Consider the following 21,473-nt stretch of genomic DNA (forward strand, 5'->3'; position numbering starts at 1 on the left):
GGAGGTTGCGGTCGCATAAAAGTGACAGCAATTTAACACGACATTGGTGTCCAGCCGTGATAACCGCCCTGCCTGCCGGCAAACTCCCGGTCGGCAACATCTGGAATCAAGCCCGGACGCGTTCCTTTGAACCGAACCATTCCGCTCATATTGGCGGTCGCTCTTTTCATGGAAAACATGGATTCGACCGTCATCGCCACATCGCTGCCGGCGATCGCCCTCGACATCCACACCAGCCCGATCGCGCTCAAGCTGGCGTTGACCTCCTATCTTGTGTCGCTGGCGATCTTCATTCCCATCAGCGGCTGGATGGCGGATCGCTTCGGCGCCAAGAACGTTTTCCGCGCCGCGATCGCGGTGTTCATCGTCGGTTCGGTCGCCTGCGCCGTTTCGGGCTCGCTGCCGGCCTTCGTGGTGTCGCGCTTCCTGCAAGGCATAGGCGGCGCCATGATGACGCCGGTCGGGCGCCTGGTGCTGGTGCGCGCCACGCCCAAGAGCGAACTTGTCGCGGCGATGTCCTGGCTGACCGTGCCGGCATTGGTGGGCCCGCTGGTCGGACCGCCGATCGGCGGCTTCATCACCACCTACTTCACCTGGCACTGGATCTTCCTGATCAATGTGCCGATCGGCCTGATCGGCATCTGGCTGGCCACCCGCTTCCTGCCGGAAACCGAATCGATGGAGACGCCGCCGCTCGATTTCGTCGGCTTCGTGCTGAGCGGGCTGGCGGCGTCCGGCGTCGTGTTCGGCCTGTCAGTGATCAGCTTGCCCTATCTGCCGCCGGCGACCGGCTTCATCACCGTGGGCGTCGGGCTGGTGTCGGGCGCTCTCTACCTCATGCATGCGCGCCGTGCCAGGAACCCCCTGCTGGCGCTCGACTTGTTCCGCAACCAGGTATTCCGCTCCTCCGTGCTTGGCGGCGGACTTTTCCGCATCGGCATCGGCGCCGTGCCGTTCCTGCTGCCGCTGATGTTCCAGATCGGTTTCGGGCTGACGCCGTTCCAGTCCGGCATGATTACCTTCGTCTCCGCGATCGGCGCCATCGGCATGAAATTCGTCACAGCGCTGATCTTCCGCGTCGTCGGCTTTCGTCGCGTGCTGATCGTCGGCTCGCTGGTGGCCGCCGCGTCGATCGCCGTCAACGGCCTGTTCACGCCCGATACGCCCTATCTCTTGATGCTGGCCATGCTGCTGGTGGGCGGCTTCATCCGCTCGATGTTCTTTACCGGCATCAACGCCCTCGCCTACGCCGAGGTTTCAGCCGAGGACACAAGCAAGGCAACACCGATCGCCGCCGTGTTCCAGCAACTGTCGATCGCGCTGGGCGTGGCGGTTGCCGGCGGCATCCTGGAAGTATCGACGGGTATCCACGGCGGCCCGTTGACATTGCCGGACTTCCATACCGCCTTCTTCATCGTCGCGGCAATTTCCGCCGCCGCATCGCTGTCGTTCATGCGGCTGGCGCCCGATGCCGGCAACGCCGTATCGGGCCACGGCCGCCTGACCATGCCCAAGCCGCTGGAACCGGTGAGGTCGCCGGGGGAGTGAGACGGTTCAGCCGTCGCCGTCCGCCGGCCCTTCGCCATGGCTCCGTGCGCTCAAGTTCTTCGAGACATCCACTGGACGTTCCGATCCGCCTGATGGCGGACCGGATTCTCGCCCTTTGAAATCCTTCGCCAGTAGATACAGCTCCACCGACTCATCGCGCGACGCAGGCGGCTTGACGTGGTGGACGGACCGGAAATTCTTCTTCAGCATCGAGAGCAGCTCGTTTTCGGCGCCGCCCTGGAACGTCTTGGCCAGGAAGTGGCCGCCCGGCTTCAGCACCGACAGCGCGAAATCGGCGGCCACCTCGCACAGATGCATGGTGCGGATGTGGTCGGTCCGCTTGTGGCCGGTGGTGGGCGCCGCCATGTCGGACAGCACGACATCGGGATCGCCGCCAAGCGCCTCGGCCAGCTTCCGCGGCGCCTCGGGATCGAGGAAATCCATCAACAGCACCGGCGCGCCGGGCACCGCGTCCATCTCCAGATAGTCGATGCCTACGACATGCGGATTTTCCGCGGTCGATTTGGTCCGCGCGGCCGCGACCTGGCACCAGCCGCCGGGGGCCGCACCAAGGTCGATCACCTTCATGCCGGGTTTCAGCAGATGGTGCTTGTCGTCGATCTCGATCAGCTTGTAGGCCGCGCGCGAGCGGTAGCCGTCAGCCTTGGAGCGCTGGACGTAGGGATCGTTGATGTGGCGCTGCAGCCAGCGGCGCGACGATTCCTTCAGCCCGCTTTTCTTCTTGATCCGCGTCTTCAGCACGCGAATGCCGGCTGAGCCCGGCTTTTCCGGTTTCTTGGTCATTGGTTGACTTCTTGTCCAAGTTTTCTCGCTTGCCGGGTTGTGGCCGCTTTTCGGCGGCAGCGCGTTTGGCAAACGGCTTCCCCCACTCCGTCGCTGCTTCGCAGCGCCACCTCTCCCCCCTCCGGAGGGAGAGGAAGGGCGCCAAGATTGGCTAGCTCGCGCCATTCCTCTCCCCCGTCGATCGGGGGAGAGGTGTCGAGCGAAGCTCGACGGAGTGGGGGTCGACTGCTCACCGGAGCAACGCTTGCGCCAGCTTGCCCGAGCGTGACTTCTGGACAAACGGAGCCGTTTGTCCGCGAAAACCGGTCGCCACTTTTAGCTGACGCGGTTCTGCGGTTCGGGATCATGTTCTGCCGCGCCCATCGTTGCGCCAGACGCCGTCATCGGCCATCAGCTCGCTCAATATGCCCTCGCGCAAGCCACGGTCGGCAACGCGCAGCCGCTCCGACGGCCACACGGCGCGGATCGCTTCCAGGATGGCGCAGCCGGCCAGCACCAGGTCGGCGCGGTCCGCGCCGATGCAGGGATTGGCGACACGCTGCTGGAAATCCCAGCCGACAAGTTTTTCCACCATGCGGTCGACGCTGTCCCTGTCCATCCACAGGCCGTCGACGCGGCGGCGGTCGTAGCGCTCGAGATCGAGATGGACGCCGGCAAGCGTCGTCACCGTTCCGGAAGTGCCCAGCAGATGAAATTTCGGGCTGGCCTTGAGGTGGCTAAGCCGATCGCGGCCATCGAAGGCGGCGAGCCGGGCGGCGACGTCGTCGACCATGGCGCCAAAAATCTCGCGCGTCACCGTGCGGCCGCCGAAACGCTCGGCCAGCGAGACGACGCCGACCGGCAACGACGTCCATGACACTATATGGTTGGCGAGCCGCGGCGAGCGGCGGCCGGTGAGATCGATCAGCGCGATCTCGGAGGAGCCGCCGCCGATGTCGAACAGCACGACGCCCTGCGTGTCGCGCTCGACCAGCGAACCGCAGCCGGACACCGCGAGCCGGGCTTCGGTCTGTCGGTCGATGATTTCGAGCTTGAGGCCAGCCTCGCGCTCGACGCGCTCCAGGAATTCGACCCCGTTCGCCGCCGAGCGGCAGGCCTCGGTGGCGATCAGCCGCGCCTTTCTGATTTTGCGGTTGCGCAGTTTCTCGCCGCAGACTTTCAGGGCCTCGACCGCGCGGTCCATCGCCGGTTGGCCGAGGCGGCCGCTGGCCGTGAGCCCCTCGCCCAGTCGCACGATGCGCGAAAAGGCGTCGATGACGCGAAACTGGCCATGACGCGCCGGCACGGCGACCAGCAGCCGGCAATTGTTGGTGCCGAGATCGAGCGCGGCGAAGACCGGCAATTCTGGCATCGGCGGCCGATGAGCCCCCGATTCGGGCCGAGCCACCGCGATGGGCGGTGTGGCTATGCCTGCAAGCGCCGCGCCAGCCGCGGCGGCGCGTGCCGTCGGCGCCCCGTTCGCCGCGGGACGGATATCGTCGCGCGCAAAAACCTTGCGCCCGCGCCGGCGTTTGCGCCTTTTCTTGGCCTTGCCCTTTTGATGGTGGTTCGCGTCGCTCGCCTGCCCGTCGGCGGAGCGTGGCTCCGTCGGGCGGCGTTGCTGCCATTTGGCGGTCCCCGGGCCTGCCGGCCCCGGGGAAGCGCTGGACGCGCCCACCTCCGGCGCGCCGGCGCCGGTGTCGCGGTCTTCCACTGTCGTTCCTTCCGGCGCCGCGCGAACCGGCGAACGGACGCAGCAGGCGCTTCTTTGTTTCAAGTTGCCGCCAGACTAGCAGCGCCGGCCCGGATCACCAAGTGCCGCATGGCACGAATTTTGCCGGCTGTCCGCAAACCGCCTGCTGCCGCGTCTTACGCAAAGTGGGGGTAAACAGCGACTTTCAGCACAAATGCATGCGGAGACGGTCGCATGGCCGGGCCGATATTCCCGCTCGGCTGTCGATTTTCCGCCTCTCGACGACGATAACGATTGCGGCTTGCCATGGCGGCAAGGGCCGGCGGTTGAATAGCCGGCTTCGATGAGGCATCTCTGAAATAGACGGGGCAAAGCGATCGGAATCGCCGACCGCTTTCCCGCAATGACAGCGAAGGCAACGGGCCCGCAACGCATGGCAGTCAGGCAATGAACTGGAGACGCTATTTCTGGCCGGTCGTCGGCGTCGGGGCGGTGATTTTCTCGCTCCTGCTGCTCTGGCACGAATTGCGCGGCATTTCGCTGGATGATGTCTGGGACGGTATTGCGGCGATCCCGGCCCGCGGCTGGATCCTCGCGGGACTGAGCTCGGTTGTCGCCTATGCCTCGCTCGCCGGCTACGACCACATCGCGCTCCTGCATATCGGCAAACGCGTGTCGTGGCTGTTCGTCACGCTGTGCTCCTTCACCACCTACGCGCTGTCGCACAATATCGGCGGCTCGGTGTTTTCGGGCGCCGTCATCCGTTATCGCGCCTATGGCACGAGGGGATTGAGCGGACAGGACGTCGGCGTGCTGGTGGCGATCTGCTGGATTACCTTCGTGCTGTCGACGGTACTTGCCTCCGGCCTCGTTCTGGTGCTCGAACCGCAGATCATCGACCGCTTCTCCGGCATAGCCCATCACGGCCTGTCGCGGGCTGCGGGCATCGTCATGCTTGCCGTCGTCGCCGCCTATATCTTCGGCAGCTGGCTGCATCTGCGGCCGCTGAAGATCGGCAGCTTTCAGATTCACTATCCGGCCCTGCCGATCGTGGCGCGACAATTACTGATCGGCCCGATCGAACTCCTGGCGGCAGCCGCGATCATCTTCTTTGCCCTCCCCGGGACCCATAACCCCGGCTATTTCGTGGTGCTCGGCGTGTTCCTCGTCTCCTTCTCGATCGCGCAGATCTCGCACGCGCCGGGTGGGCTGGGCGTGTTCGAGGTGGTGTTCCTGGCCGGGCTCTCCGACATGGACCCCGTGGGCGTGCTGGCGGCCCTGCTGGTATTCCGGCTGTTTTATCTCATCGTCCCGCTGTTTCTGGGCCTGGGCATCGTGCTCTATTTCGAGCGCTCGCAGTTCGGGCGGACAGGCAATTGAAAAGCCGCGCCGAAACATCACAATTGAAACACCGGCAGGCTTGACTATTTTCTGCTGGCGGCTACAAGGCAGCGCTCACAGCGGTTCGCCCGCTCGGCCCGCGCGGTTTATGACCTCGCCTGCTGGGGAATAGGTTAACGGTAGACCCACGGACTCTGACTCCGTTAGTCCTGGTTCGAATCCAGGTTCCCCAGCCAGCTTCACTCCCACCGTCCGCACCAGACCAACCAGCCTGATCCGCCGTCTCGCGATCGAACAGGCAGCCCGATCATCACGGGTTGAAATATCGGGGCGGCCTCTTACCTCGGTGAAGGGCGGGCGAACAATCCAGCAGATCGGAGAGCGGTTTTGGCGTCTCGCGGGATTCGACTACCGGCTATCCTGTTTCTTCTCACCGGCACGGGCGCGCTCTGGTCCTGCGTCGTTCCCGACGATACGTCCAAGCTTGCGAAAGAGGATCCCACAACGGCTGCCGCCCAAAAGGAAATGGTCGGCCTCAGCGAAGCGGACCTGCGAATGTGCGCGGGGTTCCCCACCGCCACCGCCGACGAAGGAGCATCGGGGCAAATCTGGAGCTATGAGCGCGCGGTGCAGCGGGGCAATGTCAATGTCGTGCTTCCTACCTTCGCGGTGGGCCCCATCCCTTCCGTCGGCGGGTCGTTGAATGTCGCTCCGGGAGGTTATTGCAACACACAGGTTCGCATCGTCGATGGCCGTGTGGCTGAGGTCGCCTATGCGGGCGACAACAACCTTCCAAACCGCCGCGATGGGCTGTGTGTCAGCGCCGTCGACGCATGCGTCGTCTATGCCCGCAAACAAAACAAGGGCAGGCCTGGCAGTTAATGGCGTTCGACACCGGTGCGGGTGAGCCCGGCGTTGCCATAGGCGCTGCACGGGCTGGTGGAATGCCTGACACGGCGCGGCGAAGCGAGGCGTTGCCGGCGCTGCAAGCAAGGTTGGCCAAGACGGATGTACCAATCAGCTCGTCATGCCTGTGCAAGACGAGCGTGCAGCCGGCGCCGAGTTCTTGCCGTTAAGTCTATCATCACATGCATCCGCGCGACCGCCGGACGTCCCGATCCGTATTCCTCATACTGGCGGTCGGTGATCGCGGCTCAAATGCAGGGGGGAATGGAACCAGATCGGCCCTGCAACGTCATAGAAGCAGGTGCTCATGCAGGAGTGTGACGTCGATGACCAGGCTCCTTCTCGTCGCGGCTGTCGTGCTCGCCATGGCATGTGACGTATCGGCGGCGGCAAAGCTGGACGTCGCAGCCGTCAACAACGCGCAATTCGACGACAGCGAAGCAAAAGGCGTCGGTGCGACCGTGCTGAAGGCACAGATCCTTCTGGATCGCGCGCGCTTCTCGCCGGGCCTGATCGACGGCCGCGCAGCAGAGAACTTCGCCAAGGCGGTCCGGGCGTTTCAGGCAGCCAACGGGCTGCCCGCCGATGGTAAGCTCACCCGCCAGACCTGGGACAAGCTGGTCGCGACCTCCCCGAGCCCGGCGCTCGAGACGTACGAGCTGACGCGCAAGGATGTGCGCGGACCGTTTACCAGGCGAATTCCGGCGCGCATGGAGAAAATGGCCCGCCTGCGCAGGCTCGGCTACCACAACGCGGCGGAAAAAATAGCGGAGCGCTTCCACGTCAGCCAACAGTTGCTTCAACGGCTCAACCCTGGCGTCGGCTTCAGGAAGGCCGGGCAAAAGGTGCTGGTGCCTGCCGTCACCCGAGGCGATCCGCCCGCGGGTGTTGCTGAGGTCGAGGTCGACAAGGGCGCGCGCCAGCTTCGCGTGCTCGACCCGTCCGGCAAAGTGCTTGCGGTGTACCCCGCCTCGATCGGCAGCCAGGAGAAGCCGGCGCCGAGCGGCCAGGCAGAGGTCAAACGCGTGGTGCACAACCCCACCTATCACTACGATCCCGACTTCGCCTTCAAGGGGGTCAGGACCAAGCGCCCCTTCACGATCGCCGCCGGGCCAAACAATCCGGTGGGATCGGTGTGGATTGATTTGTCCATCGAAAGTTACGGCATTCACGGGACTCCGGACCCGAGCAAGATCGGGAAAACCTTCTCGCATGGCTGCATCAGGCTGGCCAATTGGGACGCCGAAGACCTCGCCTCCGAAGTGCACGAGGGCACGAAGGTCATCTTCACCGGCGAAGCGGTGGGATCGATCGACCAGGGATCGCCGTAGAGGCAACCGGGGGACTCACTTTCACTTGGCTGCTGCCATTGAGGCGCTGCCGGCCTTGGCCGTTAGCCGGCCGGCGCCTCAGTTTACTGCGAAGTTACCCCAGCCACTTCTCATAGTCGGACACCAGCAGGTGCAGCGGGGCGACGTCCTCGTCGATGTTGGAGAAGCGGCCGATCGGCTCGCGAAACACATTGTCGGTGAGATCGTCATTGACGGTCGACACCTCGCCGATCAGCACGTCCTTGCCTTCGGCCCAGAAGGCATGCCAGACGCCGGGCAGCAGCGTGACGCTCTGGCCCGGATCGAGCTTCAGCAGCCCGCCCGCCGGCAACCGATGGATGGTTCCGTCGACAGGCACCGACACCTCGGCCTTGGGATCGATGCCGCCGTCGCGATCGTGCATGAACAGTTCCAGCACCAGCTTGCCGCCGCCACGGTTGATGATGTCCTCGGCCTTGATGTTGTGGCGGTGCATCGGCGACAGCTGGTCCTTGCGCGAGATCATGATCTTCTCGGCATAGAGCATGCCCATGCCCTTCTTCATGTCCTCGTAGCGGCCGTTGCGCACTGTGAACAGGAACAGGCCGAGCTCCTTGAATTTTTCCTGGCCGTAATCGGTGATGTCCCAGCCGAGCCGCGAGGTGAAAATGGCCGAGGAATCGATCTGGCGCGCCTTCATCTCTTCCGGCGACCAGTAGGCGAAGGGCGGCATGATGTAGCCGAACGAGCGGATGAAAGCGTCGGCTTCGCGGATGATGTCGTTGATGGCGGAGCGTTTCATGATCGTGGTCCTCGTGTCGACTTCTCCGACAAATCGCATAGCCGAACGACGATGCGGTGTCGATCCGTATTGCCTCGCCCCGGCTTGCAGCGCGGACGCATGGAACCACGGATCCGCTCGGCTGGCCGGGTGACACAAGGCACTTTCAGGGCCATAACCCCTGCGGATTCCACAGGGTGACAGATGATGCCGACCATTCACGACCTCGATACGCCATCGATCCTGATCGACGCCGCGCGCGCCGAAGCCAATATTGCCCGCGCGCAGGCGCATGCCGACCGTCACGGGTTGAAGCTCAGGCCGCACATCAAGACGCATAAGCTGCCCTATTGGGCGAAGAAGCAGGTGGCGGCGGGCGCGGTCGGCATCACCTGCCAGAAGATCGGCGAGGCCGAGGTGATGGCCGATGCCGGGCTGACCGACATTTTTCTCCCCTACAACATCCTTGGCCGCGCCAAGCTGGAGCGGCTGAAGGCGCTGCATGGGCGCGTCACCCTGTCGGTGACGGCGGACAGCATGGAGACGATCGACGGACTGGCCGCCACCTTCACCGATGCCGGCCATCCCCTGCCGGTGCTGGTCGAATGCGACACTGGCATGGGGCGCTGCGGCGTGCAGACGGCCGGTGAAGCGGTTGGCCTGGCAAGACAGATCGAGACGGCAAAGGGCCTCGCCTTCGGCGGGCTGATGACCTATCCGGCCGCGGGCCGTGCGGGGGAGGCCGAGGCCTGGCTCGCCGGCGCCAGGCAGGCGCTGGCCGCCTGCGGTCTCGCCTGCGCGCGCATCTCCAGCGGCGGCACGCCCGACATGTGGCGCTCCGGCGAAGACAGCGTCGTCACGGAATACCGCCCCGGCACCTACATCTATCTCGACCGCTACCAGGTCGCCAAGGGCGTCGGCAGCCTCGACGATTGCGCGCTGAGCGTGCTGTCGACCGTGGTCAGCCATCCGACGCGGACGCGTGCCATCCTCGACGCCGGCAGCAAGGCGCTGTCGAGCGATACGCTGGGGCTCGCCGATTTCGGCGAGCTGCTCGGCGTTGCGGGAGCGCGGGTGACGGGCCTGAGCGAGGAACACGGCACGGTCACGCTCTCAGGCGATGGCAAGCTTCGCATCGGCGAGCGCGTGCGCGTGGTGCCCGACCATTGCTGCGTCGTCACCAACCTGTTCAATGAGGTCAATTTGATCGACGGCGAGACGGTGCTGGAAACCCTGCCGGTGGCCGCACGTGGGCGGATGGGATGACTTCTTTGGCCAGGCGCGGGTGATTCAAGCCGGCTGACGCTCAGCCTGCCGGGCCGCGACCCTGCGCATCGCAATCACCCGCCGCCGGTGGATTTCGGTACGCATCGCCATCAGGTGCAGCGCGAAGAACAGCACCGTGAAGCCGATGGCCATCACCAGCAGCGGCCACAGCATCGAGGGGTCGATGGTCGAGCCGCCCATGCGGAATACCGAGGCCGGCTGGTGCAGCGTGTTCCACCAATCGACCGAGAACTTTATGATCGGGATGTTGATGAAGCCGACCAGCGTGATGATGGCGGCGGCCCAGGCGGCGCGGCCGGCGTCATCGAGCGCGCGGGTCAGCGCGATAATGCCGAGATACATCAGGAAGAGCACGAAAACCGAAGTCAGCCGCGCGTCCCATACCCACCAGGTGCCCCACATCGGCTTGCCCCAGATCGAACCGGTGATCAGCGCCAGCGCGGTGAAGACGGCACCTATGGGGGCCGCCGATTTCAGTGCGACATCGGCCAGCGGATGGCGCCAGACCAATGTGCCGAGCGCCGAGAGCGCCATCAGCGTGTAGCACATCATGGCCAACCAGGCGAAAGGCACATGGATGTACATGATGCGGACGGTGATGCCTTGCTGGAAGTCCTCGGGCGCGGTGAAGCTCATATAGAGGCCGGCGGCAAGGGTCAGCGCCGCAATCGTCGCCAGCCACGGCACCACCCGGTCGGCAAGCGCCACGAACCGTGTCGGGTTGGCAAGATCGGTCCAGCCGCTCAGGCGTGAAGTGCTGTCGCTCATGCCGCTTTAAATAGCCCGGCTATGCGTCTGGGGCAATCGAGGGAGTGTCGCAGGCCTTGTCACCTCCCCTTGGGGAGGGTCGCTGCGAAGCAGCGGGGTGAGGACGGCGGCGCTCCCCGACCGGACCTTCGGTCCGACCTCCCACGGGGGGAGGTAAAAGAACCCGCTCAGGCGGCCTCGCCCTGTATCGAGCGGCTGAGGCGGCGGACCTCTTCGTCGTTGAGCAGGCCGCCGGCGCGCAGCAGGCTGGCGAAACGGCCGTTGCGCAGCGACAGCTCGGCGAAGCCACCCATTTCGACCACCCTGCCCTTGTCCATGAACACGACCAGATCGGCGTCGCGGACGGTGGTCAGGCGGTGGGCGATGATGAAGGTGGTGCGGTCGCGGCGCAATTCGTCGATCGCTTCCTTGACGCGGTCCTCTGTCTCGACGTCGAGCGCGCTGGTCGCCTCATCCAGTACCAGGATCGGGGCATCCTTCAGCACGGCGCGGGCAATAGCAATGCGCTGGCGCTCGCCGCCAGACAACTGGCCGCCACGTTCGCCGACCACCGTGTCGTAGCCATTGCTCTTGGCCAGGATAAAGTCCTGTGCGGCAGCCGCATTGGCGGCGGCATGGATCTCGTCGTTGGTCGCATCAGAGCGGCCGACGCGGATGTTGTCCTCGATCGAGCGGTTGAGCAGGCCCGCATCCTGGAACACGGTGGCGATCGAATGGCGCAGCGACTTGCGGGTCACGGTGCGGGTATCGATGCCGTCGATCAGGATACGGCCGGTGGACGGCGAGAAGACGCGCTGCAACAAATTGATGAGCGTGGTCTTGCCGGCGCCGGTCGGCCCAACGATGGCTACGGTCTGGCCCGCCTGGACCTCGAAGGAGACGTCGTGGATGCCCTGCCCCGAATTGGCGAATTCGAAGCCGACATTCTCGAAGCGGACATGGCCGGTGACGTTAGTGAGATCGCGCAGCCCGTCCGGTTCGGCGGCGTCGGCCGCCGAGTCCTCGAGATGGTAGAAATCCTCGAGCTTGGCGCGGGCCTCCGAAATCTGGTTGGCGAATGCCGACATCTGGTCGAGACGGGCGATCAGCAGCGTTGCAAAACCGGTGAAGGCGATGACGTCGCCGATGCGCAGCTGGCCGTGGGTGACCAGATAGGCGCCGATCAAAAGCACCACCATCATCGAAATCGTCGACGACAGGCGATGCAGCGCATTGGCCATGGCCCACCAGTCGAGCACAGGGTTCTGCGCATCGAGCAGGTTCTTGACGTAGCGGCGCAGCGTATCGGCCTCATGGCCGAGGCGGTTGTAGCTCTGCAAAACGGCGACGTTGCTGACCGAGTCCGTCACATGGGCGAATACGGTATGATAGTGGCGCTCCACGGCGGCCTGGCCCGCCTTGGTCCGCTTCATCACCAGCCGGCCGATGCCGACATAGAGCACGCCGAGAGCCAGCAGCACCATCGACATGCGCACGTCCATGCTGAGCGCGGTCGGGATCAACAGGAACAGCGCGACGGCGGTGGACAGATGCTGGCGCATGAATTCGAGCCAGAGGCTGAACAAGGTCTCCACGGCACGCAGCAGCGTGTGCAGCGAATTGGACGTGCCGCGCTGATGATGCCAGGCGAGCGGCATGGTGATGACGCGCTCGAAGGAGTCGCAGAGCACTTCGCTGCGCCGGGCGTGGGCGAAGCGGTCGGCGCCGCGCGCCACAAGAACGAACGCGATGATGTTGAAGGCGCCGAGGCCGGCCCAGAGGGCGAGCGTCGAAAAGACGGAGCCGTGTGCGGAAATCGCGTCGATCACGCGACCGAACATGATCGGCTCCAGGATGGCGATGATGGCCAGCGCGACATTGGCTGAGCAGATCAGCGCCACGCGTTTCCTGTCAGCTGCCAAATAACCGAGCGCTCGCCAGTAGATTTGCAGAAGGGACACTTCAGCTACTCCGCCAAAACATTTATTGTGCACCGCACCATTTCTTGACACGTATCGGTTAACGCGTCGCAAAACAATGCCCGTCTATCCCTTCCGTTCCCGTTTAGCGAACAAAAGATGACGACGATGCGAAATCTCACGTGATCACCTAACGGGTTGAGATAAAAGGTGAAATGTCAGCCTTGCGGCAAAATCATGGCAGCCGCTGAGCGCTGCCACATTTTTAATCACGGCGATCTTGCCCGGCATGGCCCGACCGGGTGCGCCGGCTGCCGAAGCGGAGATCTGCAAATAGACAAAAGACTATCCCGCGCATTCCGGAGGATGCGCGGGACAGGGTTGAAGCTGTTGATTTTACGAAGGTATCTTCACGACGACTTCGACCTTGCTACCAGCCTTCGGTTGGAAAGACGCGGATTTCGTCTTCGAACCATCAACTTCAAGCGAGATCGACTTGGTCTTTTTGTCGCGGACGACACGCACCGTGACTTCGGCCCCCAGCATTTTGAGCGTGGCGGCGTAGCCATCCCAATGGCTGGGCAGTTTCGGCCTAAACGTGATCTGCTTTCCATGCCGCTCGATGCCGAGAATGCCTTCGACCGCCGCCCGGTACAGCCAGCCCGCCGAGCCCGTGTACCACGTCCAGCCACCGCGGCCGCCCTTGTTGTCGCTGGCATTGCCGTCGCCGGCGTAGATATCGGCCGCAACCACGTAGGGCTCGACGCGGTAGCGCTCTGCCGAGGCCTCGTCTAATGCGTGGTTGACCGGGTTCAGCATCGAGAAGCAGCGATAGGCTTCGTCGTTCAGCCCCATTTCGGCCAGCGCGATGACGAACCAAGTGGCGGCATGAGTATACTGGCCGCCATTCTCGCGAACGCCCGGCGGGTAGCTCTTGATGTAGCCCGGATCCTTCTTCGTCTTCGAAAAGGGCGGCGTGAACAGCTTGAGGATCTTGAGTTCGTCGTCGACGAGCAGCTTGGTCGCCTGCTGCATCGCCGTCGTCGAACGCGCCGGATCGCCCTCGCCCGAGAGCACGCTCCAGGACTGGGCGATGGAGTCGATCCTGCACTCCTGGGATGAGCGCGAACCGAGCGGCGTGCCATCGTCAAAACTCCCGCGCCGATACCATTCGCCGTCCCACGCCGTGCTCTCCAGCGCGCGTTTCAGCGCGTCGGCATGCTTTGCCCAGGCCTGCGCGTGCTTGGCATCACCCTCCGTCTTGGCCACGGCGGCGAAGTCGCCCAGCGTCCGCAGCAGGAACCATCCGAGCCAGACGCTCTCGCCCTTGCCTTGCTCGCCGACGCGGTTCATGCCGTCATTCCAGTCGCCGCCGAGGATCAGCGGCAGCCCGGCGGGACTGCTGCGCGCAATGGCAAGATCGAGCGCACGCGCGCAATGCTCGTAGAGGGACGCCGTCTTTTTCGAAATTTCGGGCGTGAAGAAGGCATCGTGCTCGCCCTCGCCCAGCGGCTGTCCATCGATGAAGGGCAGTTGCTCCTTCAGGATGGTGGCGTCACCCGTCACCAGCAGGTAGCGCGCGGTGGCATGGGCGAGCCAGACCACGTCGTCGGAGATCAGCGTACGCACGCCCGCCCCGGTGCGCGGCAGCCACCAATGCTGCACGTCGCCTTCAGGGAACTGCCGACGCGCTGCGTTGAGGATCTGGTCTCGCGCCAGTTTGGGATCGTGCGCCAGCAGAGCCAGCGTGTCCTGCAACTGGTCGCGGAAGCCGAAGGCGCCGCTGGCCTGATAGAAGGCAGAGCGGGCGCGGATGCGGCAGGCGAGGCTCTGGTAGGGCAGCCAGTGGTTGACCATGGCGTCGAGCGCCTTGTCCGGCGTCTCGACCTGGATGGTGTCGAGGAAGCCGCGCCACTCGCGCTCGTTGTCGGCCAGACGCTGGTCGAAATCCCTACCCCGATGCTTGCGCACCAGGGCGCTCGCTTCCGCGGCCGAGCCAGCGTCCCCGAGCAGCCAGAACAGCGTGACGTCGCCGCCGGCCGGAACATCGATGTCGCGGGCGATTGCAGCGCAGGGATCGTCGCCGGCCTCCACGCGGCCTGACAGTCCCGCGCCGCTCAGCACCGCCTGCGGAAACTCGCTGGTGCCGTGCCGGCCCAGGAATTCAGTCCGGTCTGCTGTCACCGAATGCACGCCGTCATCGGCGGCGAGGAAGGCGACGCGCTCCCCGAAATCGAGCCCGTAGGGGTTCTGTGCCAGCAAGGCGCCGGTGGCGGCATCGCGCGACGGAACGATGGTCGCCGCCGTGCGCGAGCGATGTCCGCCCAGCACCCATTCGGCATAGGCATAGACGCGCAGCCTGGCCGGCGCCGGGCCGGCATTCTGGATGCGCAGGCGGGAAATCTTCACCGGGTCGACCGGGTCGACGACATGGGTGAGGTCCATCGACAATGAGCCGCGCTTCGACCGGAAGGTGGAGAACCCTTGGCCGTGCCACGTCTCGTAAGTCATCGACGGATCGCGCACCACGGCGGCGAGCGGCGAGAATGCCCGGCCACTGGCGTGATCATAGATATAGATGCCCTCACCGGGCCGGTTCGAAACCGGATCGTTCGACCACGGCGTCAGTTGGTAATCGCGGCTGTTGCGGCTCCAGGTGAAGGCAGCGCCTTCGGCGGAGACGTGGAAGCCGAACGAGGCGTTGGAAATAACATTGATCCAGGGTTGGGGCGTGGTGCTGCGGCCGGCCAGGCGCACGACATAATGCCGCCCGTCGCCCTCGAAACCACCGAACCCGTTCCATTGGCTGAGCCCGTGCCCGTCCGCCGCCAGGGCCTGCGAGCCAAAGGAATGCGTCATAGACCCCAATTCGGGCAATGCCGCCGGCTGCTGGGCATCGCGCGCCTGCAAGGCGGCCACTTCGGCCCGCTCGATCTGATCGAAGATGGTGCCGTTGCGCGTGTGCAGAACCACGCGGGCAACCGCAAGCAGCGTCTTGTAGGTGGTCTCGTCCATCAGGTCGCGGCGCACGGCGAATATGTGCTGGCGCGGTCCGAGCTCCTTGCCGCGCAAGCGGCTGTTCTCGCACAGGGATTCGACTGCTCGCTGCAGGTCCTGCACATAGGACGAGGCCTGTTCGTTGACGACGACGAAATCGATCATCATGCCACGGGTGCGCATGTACTCCTGGAAACGCAGCGCCTGGGCGACGATTTCGAGATCGGCGACGTCGCCGATCCTGACCAGGAAGATCGGGAAATCGCCGGAGATGCTGGTCGGCCACAGGCTCGACTGCTTGCCCAGTCCCGAAGCGATGGATTCGGCCGGCAGGCGCAGGAATGGATCGGGATAGATCAGATAGCGCGCCAGCTTCTGTACGTTGGCGGCGTCGGCCAGGCTGAGGCCGAGATGCCGGGTCTGCACCTGGCTGCGCGTCCAGGCAAGCATTGCCTGTCGGGCAAAGCTCTCCGGGTGGTCGAGCCGGGCAATGGCCTCCTCCAGCTCCGCGCGGTTGGAACCGACGACGGTCCAGAAGGTCAGCGATATCTTCTTGTTGGCGGGCACGCGCACCTGGCGGCGCAGCGAGGCGACGGGATCGAGGGTGAAGCCGGAATGGCCGCCAAGCCGAGCGCCTGGATCGAACGCCGCAGCGTCGACGATGGTGCGGCCGCGGCCGATGAAGGCGCGCCTGTCGGTCTCGGCTTCGGCGTCGCGCGCCGGACCGGACGGGTCGGTGACGAAATGCACCATCGTCACGTCTGGCTCGCTGGTCTCGCGCTTGCGCCGCGTGGCGAAGATCGCCCCATTATTGGGGGCAATTTCGGTCTCCACGAACATTTTCGAGAAGGCGGGATGGGCATTGTCGGATACCTCCAGGCCCAGCACCAGCTCGGCGAAGGAGGTCACTTCGATGTGACGGTCGGTCGGTCCCTCGTTGAACAGCGTCACGCGGCGGCCTTCGCCATTGCCTTCCGAGATGACGATGCATTCGACCTCGGAGCGCAGCGTGCCGACCAGTTTGACGAAGCTCGCCTTGTCGTCGGAGAACAGCGTCTGGGTGCGCTCCTCGGCCGCGCGCTTGGGCTCCGCCGTCGCCGACCACCAGTCGCCAGTGCCGGCGTCGCGCAAGAAGATGTAGGAGCCGAGCCGGTCCTCGGTCGGATCCGGTTGCCAGCGCGTGACGGACAGATCGCCCCACCGGCTGTAGCCGGAGCCTGTCGCGGTGACCATCACCGAATAGCGGCCGTTCGACATCACATTGGTCGAACGCAGAGCCCGCACAGGATCGAGCACGATGCGGGTGTCGGGACTCTCGGTTTCGGTCTCGTCCTTCGCCCGTTCGTCCGCCTCGGTCCTGACGGTCGCGGTCGGGATGTCGCGCGGCGCCCTCTCCTGGAGCAGAAGCTCGGCCGACTCGATGACCGGATCGCTGTGGAAACGGTCGCGCAGGCGACCCTCGAAAATGGCGTCGGCGACCGCCGCGATCGACATGCCGGAATGGTGGGCCATGTAGTTCTGTACGACGACGTGATCGGTGCCTTCCGGCACGCGCTGCGGCGTGAAATCGACGGCGTCGTAGTAACCATGGCGGCCAAGCGCGCCGAGCTCCCGTAGGCGCGCTAGGTTCTGCACCGCTTCGCGCGGGTTGAACTGCGCGGCCAGCACGGTGGCGTAAGGCGCGATCACCGTGTTCTGGCCAAGGCCGCGCTTCAGCCCGAGACCGGGCACGCCGAAATTGGTGTACTGGTAGGTCAGCTCGCGGTCGCGGGCATTGTAGGCCGCTTCCGAAATGCCCCAGGGCACATTCTTCTGACGGCCATACTGGATCTGGCGCTTGATGATCAGCTTGCTGGTCTGGTTGAGAATCGAACCTTGCGGTTCCTTCATCACCAGCGGCGGCATCAGATACTCGAACATCGAGCCGGACCAGGACATCAGCGCGCCCTGGAAGCCGATCTCGACGATCGGCCGGCCAAGCCGGAACCAGTGCTCGGTCGGCAGGTCGCCCTTTGCGATGGCGAACAGGCTGGTCAGCCGCGCCTCGGAGGCCAGAAGATCGTAGCAGCTCTCGTCGAGCTGGTGCTCCTCGACCCGGTAGCCGATCGACAGCAGCTTGCGCTCCGGCCGCATCAGGAACGAGAACTCCATCTCGAAGGCGAAGCGGCGCGTGCGCTCGCGCAGGGTGAGCAGCTTGGCACGCAGCGCCTCTACGGCGTTGTCGTCGCTGTGGGCGTCGTGGACATGCGCCTCGCAGGTGGCTTCGAGCCTGGCCGCCCAGTCGACGATGACATCGCTCTGTGGCGATGCCGCCTCGGTGTGGATGGCGGTGGCGAGCTTGCGGATCTCGCCGGCCAGCACAGCCAAATTGATGGTGCGGATCGAGGCCATTTCCGGCTGCGCCTTGATGGTGTCGACGGCGCGCCGCATGCCGTCGAGGCGGTCGGCCAGACGCTGGCGCAAGGGACGCAGCTGACGGCGGTCGTCGGGCAGCTCATCCAGGCTCTCGCCGAGGATGGTCACTGTGTCGAGGATGCCCTCGAAATCGCCCTGGAGATGAACGGACGGCGCCTCGGCCCATTCGGCGCAGGCCGCCGCCACCGCCACCAGATGGCCGGCGAGATTGCCGCTGTCGACAGCCGAGATGTAGAGCGGATAGAGCGGCTTCAGTGTGGTGGTGTCGTACCAGTTGAAGAGATGGCCGCGGTTGCGCGGCATGCTCTCGATGGTCGTCATGGTGGCATCGATGCGGGTGATGGCATCGGACAGGCTGATCCAGCCGAAATCGCGGGCCGAGACGACCGACAGGAGATAGACGCCGATGTTGGTCGGCGAGGTGCGCGGCGCGACCACTGGCGCCGGGCTCTCCTGGAAATTGTCCGGCGGCAGATGATGATGCTCGGCCGTGACGAAGGTTTCGAAATAGTGCCAGGTGCGGCGCGCCACCGTGCGCAGCGCATGGATGTCGGCCTGCGATATGCGCAGCCGGTCCTCGGTCTCGGCCGAACGGCTGATCCAGCTGGCGATCGCCGGGGAGCCGATCCAGAACAGAGCGAAGAAAAAGGCGACGAAGGCGCCGGTGGAATCGGCCAGCACCGGAATGGCGAGGCCGACGAAGCCGATGATCACGGCGCCGTACATCATGCCGTAGTAGGAGCCGACATCGTTGTCGCCGGCCTTGTGCGCCTGCGAGGCGGTGCGCCATTCCAGCAGGTTCTGCCGGGAGACGAACAGCCGGTAGAGCGTGCGCACGATGGCGTCGCCCATCATCCAGGCGTTATGCGCCATCAGCACGATCTTCAATGCCACCATGGCGGTGCCGAAGGCCACGTCGCGCGCCAGCGCGGAGAAATGGCCGCGCGGCGTCTGGTCACCGCTCTTGGGCAGTATGGCGTTGACGACGTCGAAAGTGGGCGCCATGAACAGGCTGAGGATCAGCAATGCCTGCCATTGTGCTGCCTGCGTGAAGGGCAGCAGCGTCCAGCCGGCGATCGCCGCCATCACCCAGAAGATCGGCGTCAGCGAGCGGCGCAGATTGTCGACCATCTTCCAACGCGACAGCGCCGGCACGCCGGAGCGCGGATCGAGGATGAAGCCCAGGAGCTGCCAGTCGCCGCGTGCCCAGCGGTGGTGGCGCGAGGCATCGACCGAGTAGCGGGTCGGGTAATCCTCGACCAGTTCGACGTCGGTGACGAGCGCAGAACGCGCCAGCGCGCCTTCGAGCAGATCGTGGCTGAGGATGGTGTTTTCCTCGATGCGGCCCTGCAACGCGGCCTCGAAGGCATCGACGTGGTAGAGGCCCTTGCCGGTGAAGGAACCGTCGCCGAAGACGTCCTGGTACAGGTCGGACACCGCAAAGACATAAGGATCGAGGCCGCGATTGGCCGAGAAGACCCGTTGGAAGAACGACGCCTCGTCGCCGCTGGTCAGCGAAGCGGTGATACGTGGCTGCAGGATCGTGTAGCCCGAGGTGACGACGCGCCTGGTGGCATCGAAATGCGGTCGGTTGAGCGGGTGGCAGAGCTTGCCGACAAGCGTAGCGACCGCATCGCGGGTGGTGCGCGTGTCGGCGTCGAGCGTCATTACGTGAACGACTTTTTCCGGCAGCGGCACATCGAGCGGCAGGAAGGTGGTGTCGCTGTCGCCGCGCAGCAGCAGGTCAAGCTCGTGCAGCTTGCCGCGCTTGCGCTCCCAGCCCATCCAGCATCCCTGCGCGGCATTATAGAGCCGGCGCCGGTGCAGGAGATAGAAGCGCGGCGCGCCTTCGGCGGGATAGCGGGCGTTGAGGCGGGCGATCTCGTCACGGGCGAATTCGAGAATCTCGGTGTCGGCCGCGTCGATCTCGGTCTTGCTGTCGGGCCAGTCCGACAGCAGGGCGAAGTGGATCTCGTCCGCCAGATTGGCGAGGTAGTGCACTTCGATGTTGCGGATGTTTTCCTCGACGTCGTCGCGCGAGCCGATCAGCGACGGCACCACCACCAGCGTGCGTGCCTCGGACGGCACGCCGTGCCTGTAGTCATAGCCGATAAGGCGCGTCGGCTTGAGGAACAGCGAGACAACGGTATTGAAGAAAGCGAGCGCGCCTTCGCTGGCCGGCACGGCAAATAGCGCCAGCATCAAGACGATCGAAGGCACAGACAGGCCGAGATTGGCAAGGGCATTGCCGGAAACCACCAGAAGCAGCACGGTCAGCGCAAAGACCGGCAGGACGATGCCCAGCCATCCGGTCTTGGCAAAGGTGCGCTTGACGGTCTGACTGACGGTCGGTCGGTAGCCGATCGCCTTTTCCAGCTCCAGCCGGCGTGGCCCGACAAGGAAAAAACCGACATCCGTGTGCGCTAAAGGAGCCGCAAGGCCATCTGCGCCGTCGGCAGCGGATGCAATTTCGTTGGTGATCTGGCCGGCCAGTTCGATCGCCTTTTCGGCGACGCGATATTCCGACAGATTCGAGCGGCGGGCCAGCTCTTCGATCGCGGTCCGGTACTGGTCACGCGAGAAGAAATCGAGCGCGGCGAAGTCGGTGCGCTCGCGCAGCACCGTGTCGATACGGCTGACGCCCTCGAACCACACCGTCCAGTCGATATCGTTGATGAGACGCAGGCCGCGTATGATGTTGCCGGTCGTCACATTGCCGCTGGACAGCGTATGATGCTCGGAAATGATGATTTCCTCAGCGTCCGAGCCGGTCTTCTCGAGTTCGCCTTCCAGCCACTCCAGCGCCTTGCCTGCATTCTGCGAGCCGTCGCGCAAGCGGTAGAGCAGTTGTGTGGCAAAGGTGGTGTCCTGGGCGTGCGCGCTGAAATTGGCCAGGATCGCTTGCCGGTCGCGGGTATCGTCGGTCGCCAGCACCTTGTCGGCGACATCATTGGCGATCTGGCGCATCTGCCGGGTGCGGTTGACCCTGACCGCAAGGCGGCGAAGATTTTCGATCAGAACGAAGCGCAACAGCGACGGCAGCGCCCAGAGTTCGCCGATCTTCAGTGGCTCGACCGACTGGAAGCCCTGGACGATGGCCTTGAACATGGTCGCGGAGACGGAACTGTCGGAATGCGCCACATAAGTCCAGGCCAGCGCCAGCGCGCGCGGCACGCCGCCGCCGTCCGGCAGCTTCAGCGTCGGCAGTTGACGATAGAAGCGGCGCGGCAGGTCGCGCTTGACCTGGAAAATGGTTTCCTCGACCAGATAGTTGTTGTCGAGCAGCCATTGCGCCGCGGGCGTGATGGTCTCGCCCCTCGCCTGCGCGGCGTTGGTCGAACGGTAGACTTCGAGGATCTTCTTGGCGCTGTCGCGGATGCGGGCCTGGAAATCGAATGGCGTCAGGCCGAACAGATCCGCGAGATCGCCCTTGGCCAGGCTTTCACCGAGCAGCCGAAGGCGTTCCTCCGGCAGGAAAATGGATCTTATCGGTTCTTCCGTGATGGGCGGGAAGCTCGCGCTGGTCTTTTCGATTTGTGCTGGATTCGTCTGAATATTCATTGAAAATTCCGTAAGCGGGCACTCAGCGGCGTCACCGCCACGGCAATGGCCCTAAAACCGATTCAAATGCAATTGGTTGCATGCCCAGCTTTTGCCGAAAATTGTTTCCGCACCACGACAAGGCATCGTCTTTCGACAGTTTCAAAGACGAATACTCCTCACTCCCGCCGAGACCGATCGACGGA

11 protein-coding genes and 1 tRNA gene are annotated in these 21,473 nt (G+C 64.6%); 6 read left to right on the forward strand and 6 right to left on the reverse strand.

Going from position 1 to position 21,473, the window contains the following annotated elements:
- Positions 1-126 precede the first annotated feature (126 nt).
- Positions 127-1,548, forward strand: coding sequence for an MFS transporter (locus FJ942_RS14455; RefSeq protein ID WP_140494120.1), 1,422 nt, complete (start codon positions 127-129; stop codon positions 1,546-1,548).
- Between the two features lie 6 nt (positions 1,549-1,554).
- Here the strand turns inward: FJ942_RS14455 and FJ942_RS14460 are convergent, their stop codons facing one another.
- Both FJ942_RS14460 and FJ942_RS14470 read right to left on the reverse strand, forming a co-directional pair.
- A complete protein-coding gene (locus FJ942_RS14460; protein WP_140494122.1) occupies positions 1,555-2,352 on the reverse strand; it encodes an RlmE family RNA methyltransferase in 798 nt (265 codons plus the stop codon).
- A gap of 343 nt (positions 2,353-2,695) precedes the next feature.
- Positions 2,696-4,045: a Ppx/GppA phosphatase family protein gene (locus FJ942_RS14470; RefSeq protein ID WP_140494124.1), complete on the reverse strand. Its 1,350-nt coding sequence runs from the start codon at positions 4,043-4,045 to the stop codon at positions 2,696-2,698.
- 426 nt (positions 4,046-4,471) lie between these two features.
- Between FJ942_RS14470 and FJ942_RS14475 the strand changes: the two genes are divergently transcribed.
- From FJ942_RS14475 to FJ942_RS14490, 4 genes are all read left to right on the forward strand, one after another.
- Positions 4,472-5,404, forward strand: coding sequence for a lysylphosphatidylglycerol synthase domain-containing protein (locus FJ942_RS14475; protein WP_140494126.1), 933 nt, complete (start codon positions 4,472-4,474; stop codon positions 5,402-5,404).
- Positions 5,405-5,527: 123 nt separating this feature from the next.
- A tRNA-Gln gene (locus FJ942_RS14480) sits at positions 5,528-5,601 on the forward strand.
- A 151-nt stretch (positions 5,602-5,752) separates the two neighbouring features.
- Complete coding sequence (locus tag FJ942_RS14485; protein WP_224519168.1) at positions 5,753-6,247, forward strand: hypothetical protein; 495 nt, start codon at positions 5,753-5,755, stop codon at positions 6,245-6,247.
- A 350-nt stretch (positions 6,248-6,597) separates the two neighbouring features.
- Positions 6,598-7,602, forward strand: coding sequence for a L,D-transpeptidase (locus FJ942_RS14490; protein ID WP_140898068.1), 1,005 nt, complete (start codon positions 6,598-6,600; stop codon positions 7,600-7,602).
- A 94-nt stretch (positions 7,603-7,696) separates the two neighbouring features.
- Here the strand turns inward: FJ942_RS14490 and FJ942_RS14495 are convergent, their stop codons facing one another.
- Positions 7,697-8,383 (reverse strand): D-lyxose/D-mannose family sugar isomerase, encoded by a 687-nt coding sequence (locus FJ942_RS14495; RefSeq protein WP_140515633.1) that lies wholly within the window; start codon positions 8,381-8,383, stop codon positions 7,697-7,699.
- Between the two features lie 186 nt (positions 8,384-8,569).
- Between FJ942_RS14495 and FJ942_RS14500 the strand changes: the two genes are divergently transcribed.
- On the forward strand, positions 8,570-9,628 hold the full coding sequence (locus FJ942_RS14500) for a D-TA family PLP-dependent enzyme (protein WP_181168345.1): 1,059 nt from the start codon (positions 8,570-8,572) through the stop codon (positions 9,626-9,628).
- Between the two features lie 24 nt (positions 9,629-9,652).
- Here the strand turns inward: FJ942_RS14500 and FJ942_RS14505 are convergent, their stop codons facing one another.
- The 3 genes from FJ942_RS14505 to FJ942_RS14515 all read right to left on the reverse strand — a co-directional run bounded on the left by FJ942_RS14505 (position 9,653) and on the right by FJ942_RS14515 (position 21,288).
- Positions 9,653-10,417, reverse strand: a complete 765-nt coding sequence (locus FJ942_RS14505; protein ID WP_140557043.1) for a heme ABC transporter permease — start codon at positions 10,415-10,417, stop codon at positions 9,653-9,655.
- Positions 10,418-10,584: 167 nt separating this feature from the next.
- A complete protein-coding gene (locus tag FJ942_RS14510) occupies positions 10,585-12,357 on the reverse strand; it encodes a glucan ABC transporter ATP-binding protein/ permease (RefSeq protein ID WP_140494133.1) in 1,773 nt (590 codons plus the stop codon).
- A 354-nt stretch (positions 12,358-12,711) separates the two neighbouring features.
- A complete protein-coding gene (locus FJ942_RS14515) occupies positions 12,712-21,288 on the reverse strand; it encodes a glucoamylase family protein (protein WP_140898015.1) in 8,577 nt (2,858 codons plus the stop codon).
- Positions 21,289-21,473 lie beyond the last annotated feature (185 nt).

It is taken from the genome of Mesorhizobium sp. B2-4-2 (genome assembly GCF_006442845.1).
Lineage (GTDB): Bacteria > Pseudomonadota > Alphaproteobacteria > Rhizobiales > Rhizobiaceae > Mesorhizobium.

Bases quoted from the DNA above. Each gene is read 5' to 3' on its own strand.
- FJ942_RS14505 (WP_140557043.1), bottom strand. From the start codon at position 10,417: ATGAGCGACAGCACTTCACGCCTGAGCGGCTGGACCGATCTTGCCAAC.
- FJ942_RS14475 (WP_140494126.1), top strand. From the start codon at position 4,472: ATGAACTGGAGACGCTATTTCTGGCCGGTCGTCGGCGTCGGGGCGGTG.
- FJ942_RS14490 (WP_140898068.1), top strand. From the start codon at position 6,598: ATGACCAGGCTCCTTCTCGTCGCGGCTGTCGTGCTCGCCATGGCATGT.
- FJ942_RS14495 (WP_140515633.1), bottom strand. From the start codon at position 8,383: ATGAAACGCTCCGCCATCAACGACATCATCCGCGAAGCCGACGCTTTC.
- FJ942_RS14500 (WP_181168345.1), top strand. From the start codon at position 8,570: ATGCCGACCATTCACGACCTCGATACGCCATCGATCCTGATCGACGCC.
- FJ942_RS14515 (WP_140898015.1), bottom strand. From the start codon at position 21,288: ATGAATATTCAGACGAATCCAGCACAAATCGAAAAGACCAGCGCGAGC.
- FJ942_RS14460 (WP_140494122.1), bottom strand. From the start codon at position 2,352: ATGACCAAGAAACCGGAAAAGCCGGGCTCAGCCGGCATTCGCGTGCTG.